Raw genomic sequence first — 12,977 nt, 5'->3', positions numbered from 1 at the left:
TAGTCCTTAAAAAACGTATATTTGCAACCTCAAACGCCATCGCATTTTAGTGTGAAGGTGAACAAATTTTAAAACGCTTTATGAGCAAATTAGTAATTGTAGGTACAGTAGCTTTTGATGCTATTGAAACTCCTTTTGGTAAAACAGACAAAATTCTTGGTGGCGCAGCAACCTTTATTGGTTTAGCTGCTTCTCATTTTAATGTAGATGCTGCTGCAGTTTCTGTGGTAGGAGGAGATTTTCCACAGGAATATTTAGATTTATTATCAGAAAGAAACGTCAACATTGATGGTGTGGAAATTGTAAAAGAAGGCAAAACATTTTTTTGGAGTGGAAAGTATCATAACGATATGAACTCTCGTGATACGCTTGTCACTGAACTTAATGTTTTAGCAGATTTTAATCCTGTAGTACCTGAAGCTTACAAAAATGCTGAAGTTGTAATGTTGGGTAACCTTCATCCCATAGTACAAATGGGTGTTTTAGAACAAATGACTACCAAACCTAAGCTTGTCATTTTAGATACGATGAACTTTTGGATGGATTGTGCTCTTGAAGATTTACACAATGTGATTAAGAAAATAGATGTTATTACCATTAACGATGAAGAAGCCAGACAATTAACCGGAGAGTATTCGCTAGTTGTAGCAGCTCGAAAGATTCATGAAATGGGTCCAAAGTACGTAGTGATTAAAAAAGGGGAACATGGTGCATTATTATTTCACAATGATCATATGTTTTATGCTCCTGCTCTTCCGTTAGAAGAAGTGTTTGATCCAACAGGTGCAGGAGATACTTTTGCTGGTGGATTTGCAGGCTATTTAGCAAAAACTGAAGATTATTCGTTTGAAAACATGAAGAATGCTGTGATCTACGGATCAACACTAGCCTCTTTCTGTGTAGAGAAATTTGGAACAGAGCGTATGGTGAACTTAGAGAATAGTGAAGTCCATAAACGTATGCAGCAATTTAAGCAACTCACACAATTTAATATTGAATTGTCATAAACCAACGCGCTCAAAAATGAGCGCGTTTTTTATTTAATACTAAACCCAAAATTTATAATTTTGGAACACTCAAAAATAAGAACACAACAATGAGCGATGCTTTAAAGCATGAGTGCGGAATTGCACTCATAAGACTTAAAAAACCATTAGAGTATTACAAAGAAAAATATGGAAGTGCATTTTATGGCGTGAACAAAATGTACCTCATGATGGAAAAGCAACACAATCGCGGACAAGATGGTGCTGGATTTGCAAGTATCAAATTAGACACAACTCCGGGAGAACGATATATAAGTCGAGTGCGCTCTATTGCTCAACAACCCATACAAGATATTTTTGCCCAAATCAATCAGCGAATCAATGATGAATTAACGGAACACCCAGAATACCAAAACAATGTAGCTCTGCAAAAAAAACACATTCCTTACATAGGCGAATTACTTTTAGGGCATGTGCGTTATGGTACTTTTGGTAAAAATAGTGTTGAAAGTGTACATCCATTTTTGAGACAAAATAATTGGATGCATCGAAACCTCATCGTAGCAGGAAATTTTAATATGACCAATGTAAACCAACTATTTGATGGATTGGTTGAACTTGGACAACACCCTAAAGAAAAAGCCGATACCATTACAATCATGGAAAAAATCGGTCACTTCTTAGATGATGCTGTTGCAAAAATTTATAAGAGATTAAAAAAAGAAGGATATAGTAAAAGTGAATGTTCTCCTTTAATAGCTGAACGCTTAAACGTTGCTAAGATCTTAAAAAAAGCATCTAAAAATTGGGATGGAGGTTATGCTATGGCTGGACTTTTAGGTCATGGTGATTCATTTGTTCTCAGAGATCCAGCTGGTATAAGACCAGCTTATTATTATGAAGATGACGAATTGGTTGTAGTCGCATCAGAACGTCCGGTAATTCAAACTGTTTTTAATGTTGATTTTGATGATGTGAAAGAATTAGATCCAGGACATGCTATCATTACCAAGAAGTCTGGTGAAGTCTTCATTGAACAAATCATTGAACCTTTAGAACGAAAAGCCTGTTCTTTTGAACGTATCTATTTCTCCAGAGGAAGTGACGCTGAAATATATCAAGAGCGAAAAACACTAGGAAAATTATTGATGCCAAAAGTATTAGAGGCTATTAACTTTGATACTAAGAATACCGTATTCTCTTTTATTCCAAATACTGCAGAAACATCGTTCTTCGGAATGATAGAAACTGTTGAAGAACATCTTAATGAGCGAAAGACCAAAGCCATTTTAGATGGTAATGGAAAATTATCAGCACAGCATGTCACAGATATATTATCTGAAAGACCTCGAATAGAAAAAATTGCTATTAAAGATGTAAAACTGAGAACATTTATTACTGAAGATAGTAGTCGAGATGATCTCGTTGCACACGTTTACGATGTTACCTATGGTGTAATCAAACCTCAAGACAACCTAGTTATTATTGATGATAGTATTGTAAGAGGAACTACACTAAAGAAGAGTATCATTAAAATGATGGATCGGCTAAACCCAAAACAAATTGTTGTTGTATCCTCAGCACCACAAATTCGTTATCCTGATTGTTATGGTATTGATATGGCTAATCTCGAAAGCCTCATTGCATTTAGAGCCATGTTAGAATTGCTCAAGGAAAATGATAAATACCATATGGTTGAGGAGGTTTATCACAAGTGTAAAGCACAATTAGAACTAAAAGACACCGAAGTTAAAAACTTTGTCAAAGACCTATACAGTCAATTTACAGCTGATCAAATCTCAGATAAAATAGCAGAATTAATTTCTGATGATTCTGTTAAAGCTAAAGTAAAGACCATTTTCCAACCTATTGAAAGCTTACATGAAGCATGTCCAAAAAATCTGGGAGATTGGTACTTTACAGGTAATTATCCAACAGCCGGAGGAAATAGGGTTGTCAACAGAGCTTTCGTCAATTTTTATGAAGGAAATAAAGAAAGGGCCTACTAGATAAAATGCTCATTCTTGGCACTTTATCCTAAAAAAAGTGCTTTTTACCTGATAAAAGTGCATTTCGTCTAATATTTATAAGGCTTTAGCTAAATAACACATACATTGGTATCACCATAACATAAGTAGGTTAAGTTCATGGTAGATTTGGGGCAAAAAAAGGTGAACTTCTGTTCACCTTTTTTTATTGAAATAAGCTTCCTTTAAACTTTAAATGCTTACTCCTTTTACCACTCTTTTTTAAAGGCTTATAAACTTCTGTTAATCAATACGTTTTGCTTATTATGTAAACTTGTGATTCATTTCACATTGCGAAACCCTCAGAAACACTGATTTTTCCGTTTAAGCCAATTTATTCGTCGTTGGTCTAATAAATTAAAATATTAAATAAAAGTGCTGTTATATTTGTTTCACCATAACATAAGTAGGTTAAGTTTATGGTAGATTTGGGGCAAAAAAGTCGGACTCTCGTCCGGCTTTTTTCATTTTTAGTCCGCAATAGATTTGTCGTCCAGTTGTATTTCTGAGGTATAAAAAAAGCAAACCCGATTGAGTTTGCTTTGTTTATTTATGACACTAGGTCGTTACTTTGCCTCAGCGTAACGTCTTTCAACTTCATTCCAGTTGACGACTTTGAAAAAGGCATCAATATAATCTGGTCTTCTGTTTTGATAGTTTAAGTAGTATGCATGTTCCCAAACATCTAATCCTAATATTGGTGTTCCACCACAAGTAACTCCTGGCATTAACGGATTATCTTGATTAGGTGTAGAACAAATTTCAACTTTTCCTCCTTTGTGAACACACAACCAAGCCCATCCAGAACCAAACTGAGTAGCAGCTGCTTTACTGAATGCTTCAACAAACGCATCTTTTGATCCATACTCTGCTTCAATAGCATCCTTTAAGTCTCCAGAAAGATAACCTCTGTCTTCCGGGTTCATTACATCCCAAAATAAAGAGTGGTTGTAAAATCCTCCTCCATTATTTCTAACAGCTTTGTTATCCATATCAAGGTTTCCTAAAATCTCTTCTATAGATTTTCCTTCTAAATCTGTACCTTCAATAGCAGCATTTAGTTTTGTGGTATAACCATTATGATGTTTAGTGTGATGTATTTCCATTGTGCGCGCATCGATATGTGGTTCTAATGCGTCGTATGCATATTTTAATTTCGGTAATTCGAAAGCCATAATATTTAGTTTTTTAAATGTTAATATTTAATGATACCAAATTTAAGGATAAAACAGCGCAATTAAAAATATTAAATGCCTATGAACTCATAGATAGTTTTTATAATTTTAAGCGTGCAAAACCAATCCCCTTTAACTATTTATAATGCCTCTGCAGGAAGCGGAAAAACCTTTACGTTAGTTAAAGACTATCTCAAACTTCTATTTCAATCGCAAAGCCAGTTAGCCTTTAGATATATTCTTGCTCTTACATTTACTAATAAGGCTGTTGGCGAAATGAAAGCGCGCCTTATTGAAATGCTTAAACTATTTTCAGAAGCCTCAATTCTGGAATCACCAAATAGCATGTTTAAAGTTCTGGTTGACGAATTACAAATAGAACCAAAACAACTCCATAGAAATTCTCAACAGATTCTAGAACGCATCATTCACAATTATGCTGCTTTTGATATTTCAACCATTGACAAGTTTAACCATAAGCTCATCCGAACTTTTGCATACGACCTCAAACTTCCTGTAAACTTTGAAGTTGAACTAGATACAACAACCATGCTTGGTAAAGCTGTAGACAAACTCATTGATAAAGCTGGAAGTGATGAAGAACTCACAAAAGTGTTGGTAGATTTTGCCATTGAGAAGACTGATGACGACAAAAGCTGGGACATTTCGTATGACTTTAACAACATTGCAAAACTACTGGTCAATGAGAATGAAATTCCTTACCTAGATAGGTTAAAAGATAAAACATTAGACGACTTTAAAGCATTAAAAACTAAATTACAAAAACAACAAAAAGAGGTTGAACAACAAATTATTGCCCGCTCAGAGACTATTTTGACATCTATTAGATCAAATGGTTTAGAGTTTGAAGACTTTACCAGACAAACGCTACCTAATCATTTCAAAAAAGCTGGTGCTCTTAATTTTACAGGATTATACAGTAATAACTTACAAGGAAATTTAGCTGAACGCACTAAAATTTATAGCTCCAAATTAGATGAACAAAAGGCAAGGGCTATAGACGATTTACTGCCAGAAATAGAGGCTAGCTATCTTACCATCAAACAATTGGTTTATAGCTCTAAATTTCTAAATAATGCTCTTAAAAATATCACACCATTATCTGTCTTGAGTGCTATTTCAAAATCACTTCAGGATATTAAAGATGAAGACGACTTATTGTTGATTTCTGAATTTAATTCTATCATTAATAACGAGATCAAAACACAACCTGCACCCTTTATCTATGAACGTATAGGTGAAAAATTTAAACACTATTTTATTGATGAGTTTCAAGATACTTCTGTGCTTCAATGGGAGAATTTAATTCCGCTAGTAAGTAATGCTGTAACTGGACAAAACTTAAAAGGTGAAATAGGAACAGCTATGCTAGTAGGTGATGCCAAGCAAGCTATTTACAGATGGCGAGGCGGAAGAGCAGAACAGTTTATAGATCTGTATTCTGAAGGAAATCCGTTTCATATTGAAAAAAAAGTAAAAAATCTACCAATTAATTATCGGAGTTATCGCACTGTTGTTGAGTTCAATAATAGGTTTTTTAATCATATTGCTGACTTCGCATTTTCTAATTCTCAACATCAGCATATCTACAAAAATGCTAATCAGAAAGTGTTTTTGGATAAAGAAGGGTATGTGAACATTCAATTTCTTGACACCAAAAATGAAGACAAAAACCAATTGCAATGTGAAGCTGTTTTAAACACTATAAAAAAAGCACAACGGAACGGCTTTGCTTTAAAGGACATGTGCATCATTGTTAGGAAAACTAAAGAAGGTATCGCTATTGCTCAGTTTCTTAGTGATTTGGATATTGATATTATTTCTTCGGAAACATTATTATTAAAAAACTCTCCAGAGGTTGAATTTATTAATCATATCATCACTTTGAGTTTGCATCCTAAAAATGATGAAGTCAAAGTCCAGCTTCTAAATTTTATAGCTGAATACAAATTAGAACTTGAAGATACACATCAGTTTTTTAGTGAACTAATCCATTTAAAGGCTAAAGTATTATTTGACAAACTCCATGAGCTAGGTTTTGAATTCAATTACCTGGAGTTTTTACAGTTACCTATTTATGAAGCTGTGGAAAGTGTTATTCGCGGTTTCAATCTAAATGAAACTTCTAATGCATATATCCAATTCTATTTGGACGAAGTCTTTGATTACTCTCAGAAGTACAATGCTAGTTTTTCAGGGTTTTTAGAATACTGGTATCGTAAGAATGATAAGCTAAGTATTGTCTCTCCTTCTGGAAAAGATGCGATACAAATCATGACCATTCATAAATCTAAGGGCTTAGAGTTTCCAGTTGTTATATTTCCTTATGCTAATCAAGATATTTACGCAGATATTAGTCCTAAAGTCTGGTTTCCTGTAGATGAGGCACAATTTAACGGATTTTCACATTTGTATTTAAATATGAATAAAGATCTGGAAGAATTCAATGAAAAAGGAGCCGAGATATACAATCAATACCGATCACAATTAGAATTAGACAGTATTAATTTATTGTATGTGGTTTTAACCAGAGCTATTGCACAATTATACGTGATCTCAGAATATGACCTTGACAAGTCTAAACAAGAAAAGTTAACGCACTATTCAGGATTATTTATCAATTATTTGAAATCCACAGGGCAGTGGAAAGACAATGAGTTGAACTATAGTTTTGGCAATCTTAATCATGCTTCCGAAGTCAAAGAAGAGATTAGTAATACAATTGAACAAACGCAATTCATATCAACTAAAAAAGAGGATCACAACCTTAATATCATCACAAATTCAGGGTATTTGTGGGATACTGTTCAAGAAAAGGCAATAGAACGAGGTAATTTAGTGCACCAAATTATGTCATTAATAAAAACTGAAGTGGATACTGATTTTGCTTTAGACCACTTCTTAAATACAGGACTTATCACTAATGAACAATCTGAAGAATTGAAGCTGATCATAGACAATATCTTAAAACATGAGCAATTAACTTATCTTTTTGATAGTAAGCTTACTATTTACAACGAAAAAGATATCATTTCTAAAGACGGCAAATTACTGAGGCCTGATAGAATTGTTATTAATAGTAAGAACCAAGCTATAATAGTTGATTATAAGACAGGATTACAAGACTCTAAACACAGAGAACAGCTCTTCGATTATCAATACGTTTTAGAGGATATGAATTTTGAAGTTACAAAAAAGATACTCATCTATATTAATGATGATATTGTGATAAAAGAATTTTAAATTTGTAAAAAATTAGCCAATCATGTACGGAAAGATACAAGAATACTTACAAAACGAAATTGCAACTATAAAAAATGATGGTCTTTTCAAAGAAGAGCGCATTATTACCTCTCCTCAAGGAGCAGAAATCACATTAAGTACCGGACAAACTGTTTTAAACTTTTGTGCAAACAATTATTTAGGACTATCATCACATCCTGATGTTATTCAAGCAGCAAAAGACACCATGGATACTCATGGGTTTGGTATGTCATCAGTACGTTTCATTTGCGGAACACAAGACATTCACAAAGAGCTTGAACAAAAAATAGCCGATTTTTATGGAACAGAAGATACCATATTATATGCAGCAGCATTTGACGCAAATGGTGGTGTTTTTGAGCCGTTATTAGGAAAAGAAGATGCTATCATTTCTGATTCACTAAATCATGCATCAATTATTGATGGTGTACGTTTATGCAAAGCAGCACGTTATCGTTATGCCAATAACAATATGGAAGACTTAGAACGCCAACTCATTGCAGCCAATGAGAATGGTGCGCGCTTCAAGATTATAGTAACAGATGGTGTGTTTTCTATGGATGGTTTAGTTGCTCCCTTAGATAAGATCTGCGATTTAGCCGATAAGTATGATGCTTTAGTTATGATTGATGAATGTCATGCAACTGGTTTCATTGGTGAAACTGGACGAGGAACACTCGAGGAAAAAGGTGTTTTAGGCCGTATAGACATCATCACTGGAACCTTAGGTAAAGCTATGGGTGGAGCAATGGGTGGATATACAACAGCAAAAAAGGAAGTAATAGAAATTTTACGTCAACGCTCAAGGCCTTACTTGTTCTCCAACTCCTTAGCTCCAGCTATTGTTGGTGCTTCCATCAAGGTTTTTGATATGTTAGCTAATGACACTTCTTTAAGAGACACACTAGAGAATAACACCAATTATTTCAAAAAAGGCATGAAAGAAGCAGGTTTTGATATCATAGATGGAGATTCTGCTATAGTACCTGTTATGCTTTATGATGCAAAATTATCACAAACCATGGCAAAAATGTTACTTGATGAGGGAATCTATGTAATAGGCTTCTTTTTCCCAGTGGTACCAAGAGAAAAGGCAAGAATACGAGTGCAACTCTCTGCTGCGCATACTAAAGCTCATTTAGATAAGGCAATTGAGGCATTTATAAAGGTTGGGAAAACCCTTGAAATTATTTAAAATCAGTCCAAACTCCTTAATTTTAGTACCAATAATCAATATTTTTATATATTTGTCTTTGTTAATAAAATTTAACAACTTACTTTTGCCTTTAATTAACACTTAAAATTAAAATTATTTAGAATATGAAAAATCTTAGCAGATTATTGTTCGCTTTGTTGATTGCATGCAGCTTCAATGCCACTGCACAAAACGAAAACAACCCATGGAAATTTGAAATCGGTACTAACGCCGTTGACCTTTATCCTGTTGGAGAAGAAGCACCATTAGGTGATTACTTCGACGAGTTTTTTAACGCTAATGACCACTACAATTTTGTTCCAGCTTTATCGAGATTTGCCGTATCTAGATATTTAAGTGACGGATTTACTTTAACTGCAGCTGGTTCATTCAACAGAATAACTAAGGTTGGTGACGCTAGAGTTAGCGATTTAAACTACTACGCAGCTGACGGTAACATTTCTTACAGCTTTGCTGATTTAATCAATTCAGAAAAACTTGAGCCTACTCTTGGAGTTGGTGGTGGTTACACTTGGGTTGATGATATTGGAGCAGGTACTTTAAATGGTGCATTAGGTTTAAACTACTGGTTTAATGATAACCTTGGTTTAAGCGTTCAAACAACATACAAACACGCTTTCGAAGATTACTTACCTAAGCACTGGCAACATTCTGCTGGTCTTTCAATTAGATTTGGTGGTAAAGATACTGACGGAGATGGTATATATGACAAAGATGATGCTTGTCCAGATGTTCCTGGTTTAGAAGCATTCAACGGTTGTCCAGATTCTGACAACGATGGTATCGAAGATTCTAAAGATGATTGTCCAAATGAAGCTGGTTTAGCTGAGTTTAACGGTTGTCCAGATTCTGATAGCGATGGTGTTGCTGACAAAAACGATGACTGTCCTACAGTTGCTGGTTTAAAAGCTTTAAACGGTTGTCCAGATGCTGATGGTGACGGAGTTGCTGATAACGCTGATGACTGTCCAAACGAAAAAGGTCCTTCTGCTAACAAAGGATGTCCTTGGCCAGATACTGACGGTGATGGTGTTTTAGACAAAGATGATCAATGTCCTAACGAAGCTGGTACTGTTGCTAACAACGGATGTCCAGAAATTGCTCCTACCGAAGAAGTAATCAAGCAATTAAACGATTATGCAAGAACTATCTTATTTGATACTGGTAGAGCATCTATCAAAGAAGAGTCTGATGCAGTATTAAAAGCTATGACAGCAATCTTTAAAGAGTATCCAAAAGCTAATTTCTCTATCGAAGGTCACACTGATAGTGTTGGTGCTAAAGCTACTAACCAGAGATTATCTGAAAGAAGAGCTAATGCTGTTAGAGATTACTTAATCGCAAACGGAATCAATGCTGACAGATTAACTGCTGCTGGTCTTGGTGAAGATTACCCTATTGCTTCTAACAAAACTAGAAACGGTAGAAAAGAAAACAGACGTGTAGAGGTAAAACTTAAAAACTAAGTTTATCCAACATAAATAAAAAAAAGCGCTCCGAATATCGGAGCGTTTTTTATTTTTATACTATGATGAGAACATTCATAGACGACGTTATTCTGGATTTAATTGAAAAGAACTATGATGTTTCTCAACTCACATTCGTATTACCTAGCAAACGTGCAGGTACATTTTTAAAGCACAGTATCTCTGAGCATATTAATAAAACTATTTTTTCTCCTGAAATTGTTTCGGTTGAAGAATTTGTGGAGATGCTTTCAGACCTGCAATACGCTACCAATGCTGAATTGTTATTTGAGTTCTATGATGTTTATCTTAAAAACACACCGAAAGCACATTTAGAACCTTTTGATAAATTCTCCAAATGGGCTCAGATCCTTTTACAAGACTTTAATGAAATAGATCGTTATCTCATTCCTCCCAACCATGTATTTGATTATTTAACAGCGATAAAAGAACTGGAGCATTGGTCCCTGGAAGAACAACCAACAGAATACATTAAAAACTATCTGCAATTCTGGAACCGTTTAAAAACTTATTATGCCCAACTTCAAAATCAATTAAAGGATAATAAAAAAGGCTATCAAGGCCTAGTATACAGAGAGGCTGTTAACAACATCGAACAATATATTGCTTTAAACACCAATAAGCTATTTGTCTTTGTAGGTTTCAATGCTCTTAACAAAGCTGAAGAGCTTATCATTCAAGAACTTTTACAACAAGATTTAGCGCTTATTTATTGGGATATAGACAAAACATTCATAGATAACCCTGTTCATGATGCTGGACTCTTTACAAGAGCTCATAAGAAGAATTGGACATATTTTGATAAGCATAAGTTCAATTGGATATCATCTCATTACTCTCTAAAAAAAGACATACAGTGCATTGGTGCTCCAAAAAATATTAGTCAGGTCAAATATGTAGGTGAATTGTTAGAAGCCATATATGCGGAAAAGAAAAGCCTTCAAAGCACTGCAGTAATTCTTGGAGATGAAACATTACTTCTACCATTGCTCAATTCCATCCCAAAATCTATTAATGCTATAAACATTACTATGGGTTTACCTTTGAAAGTAATCCCATTAGCCTCACTATTTGAAACACTATTCAGCATTCATAAATCCTTAAAACCAATACTTTATTATAAAGATGTTATAAACGTTCTTTCAAATCAGTACGTCATATCTCTTTTTGAAAACGAAACAAGTAATACCGCAGAGCAGATTATAAATCATATTCAATTAAATAATAAAGTCTATATGTCAATTGAAGATTTAAAAGAACTCGCCTTAGATCATAAAGATATCATTACTATGCTGTTTGGAGTTTGGGAAGATAATACCAATAAGGCTATCAAAAATTGCTCTAGATTAATTGCAAAGATCAAAGCCAAGCTAGATGAAGATAAAGCAAATAACTTATTACCATTAGAATACTTATATCGTTTTCATCAGGTATTTAATACCTTAAGCACCTTAAACACGTCGTTTTCGCACATCAATTCAATAGCAACACTTTTTAGTTTATATCGTGAGCTAATCAAAAGTGAAACCTTAGATTTTAAAGGCGAGCCATTACAAGGTCTACAAATTATGGGAATGTTAGAGTCTCGTGTTCTTGATTTTGAAACCGTTATTATTACTTCAGTTAATGAAGGGATTTTACCTGCAGGAAAAAGCAACAACTCTTTTATTCCGTTTGATGTTAAAATTGAAAATGGGCTTCCAACATACAAAGAAAAAGATGCTGTTTACACCTACCATTTCTACCGCTTGTTACAACGTGCTAAAACCGCATATATTCTCTACAATACAGAACCAGATGTTCTCAATGGTGGTGAAAAAAGTAGATTTATTACGCAGTTGGAAGTTGAAGGTATTCACAAAATCAAAAACGCTGTTGTGTCTGCATATGTCCCTTCAGTAAAAAATCAGTTAAAACAAATTAAAAAAACACCTGAAATCTTAAACACTTTAGATGTAATAGCTCAAAAAGGATTCTCGCCATCGTCTTTAACAAATTATATGCGAAATCCCATTAGCTTTTATTACGAAAAAATTCTGGGTATCAAACAATACGAAGATGTTGAAGAAAGTGTAGCTTTCAATACACTTGGAACCGTAATTCACAACACACTTGAAGATTTTTATAAACCTTTAGAGGGGAAATTTCTTAGTGAAGATCATATTAAAGATATGCGTGCTAAGATCAAACCAAAAGTCGCTCACCATTTTAAAATCGAGTTCAAAGATGGCGACATGACCAGAGGAAAGAACCTCATTATTTTTGAAATAGCACAACGCTACATTTCAAATTTCCTGCAACAGGAAATCACTGATCTCAAACAAGGTAATCGCATTAAAATTATTGCTATTGAAACCAATAATACCCTCCCGATTTATGTAGAATCAATTTCTAAAACCATAAATCTAATAGGTAAAGTTGATCGTGTTGATAAATATAATGGCATAACACGAATAATAGATTATAAAACAGGTAAAGTAGAGCCCAGTAAAGTAGAAATTGTTAACTGGGAAGACATCACAACCGATTATGTTAAATACAGTAAAAGCTTTCAAATCCTAATGTATGCGTATATGATGCACAACGGAAATCATATATCATTACCAGCAGAGGCTGGTATTGTGTCGTTCAAAAATCTGAGTTCTGGATTACTTCGATTCGCCACAAAACCATCAACATATAGTAAAACAAAAGATTATACTATAACAGCTGAAACGTTACTTGCTTTTGAAATAGAACTCAAACGGCTAATTACTGAAATTTATGACATGACTACAGATTTTGTAGAAAAAGAAGTATAA

General features: G+C 34.2%; 7 protein-coding genes. 6 read left to right on the top strand and 1 reads right to left on the bottom strand.

What is annotated here, in order from left to right; genetic code table 11:
* The first annotated feature begins 80 nt into the window (after positions 1-80).
* Both Q0951_RS01090 and Q0951_RS01085 read left to right on the top strand, forming a co-directional pair.
* Positions 81-1,007 (top strand): PfkB family carbohydrate kinase, encoded by a 927-nt coding sequence (locus Q0951_RS01090; protein ID WP_299333144.1) that lies wholly within the window; start codon positions 81-83, stop codon positions 1,005-1,007.
* 89 nt (positions 1,008-1,096) lie between these two features.
* Entirely contained in the window at positions 1,097-2,995 is a 1,899-nt protein-coding gene (locus tag Q0951_RS01085; RefSeq protein ID WP_299333141.1) for an amidophosphoribosyltransferase, read from the top strand.
* 584 nt (positions 2,996-3,579) lie between these two features.
* Here Q0951_RS01085 and Q0951_RS01080 read toward each other — a convergent pair.
* Positions 3,580-4,188: a superoxide dismutase gene (locus Q0951_RS01080; protein ID WP_299333139.1), complete on the bottom strand. Its 609-nt coding sequence runs from the start codon at positions 4,186-4,188 to the stop codon at positions 3,580-3,582.
* A 114-nt stretch (positions 4,189-4,302) separates the two neighbouring features.
* On the opposite strand from Q0951_RS01080, the gene Q0951_RS01075 reads away from it, so the two are divergent.
* The 4 genes from Q0951_RS01075 to Q0951_RS01060 all read left to right on the top strand — a co-directional run bounded on the left by Q0951_RS01075 (position 4,303) and on the right by Q0951_RS01060 (position 12,977).
* Positions 4,303-7,452, top strand: coding sequence for an exodeoxyribonuclease V subunit beta (locus Q0951_RS01075; RefSeq protein ID WP_299333137.1), 3,150 nt, complete (start codon positions 4,303-4,305; stop codon positions 7,450-7,452).
* A 22-nt stretch (positions 7,453-7,474) separates the two neighbouring features.
* Complete coding sequence (gene kbl / locus Q0951_RS01070) at positions 7,475-8,668, top strand: glycine C-acetyltransferase (protein WP_299333135.1); 1,194 nt, start codon at positions 7,475-7,477, stop codon at positions 8,666-8,668.
* A 125-nt stretch (positions 8,669-8,793) separates the two neighbouring features.
* Complete coding sequence (locus tag Q0951_RS01065) at positions 8,794-10,155, top strand: OmpA family protein (protein ID WP_299333133.1); 1,362 nt, start codon at positions 8,794-8,796, stop codon at positions 10,153-10,155.
* 62 nt (positions 10,156-10,217) lie between these two features.
* On the top strand, positions 10,218-12,977 hold the full coding sequence (locus Q0951_RS01060; protein WP_367179731.1) for a PD-(D/E)XK nuclease family protein: 2,760 nt from the start codon (positions 10,218-10,220) through the stop codon (positions 12,975-12,977).

This window comes from uncultured Psychroserpens sp., from assembly GCF_947501425.1.
Taxonomy (GTDB): domain Bacteria; phylum Bacteroidota; class Bacteroidia; order Flavobacteriales; family Flavobacteriaceae; genus Psychroserpens.
This window is presented reverse-complemented; position numbering and strand designations above follow the sequence as displayed.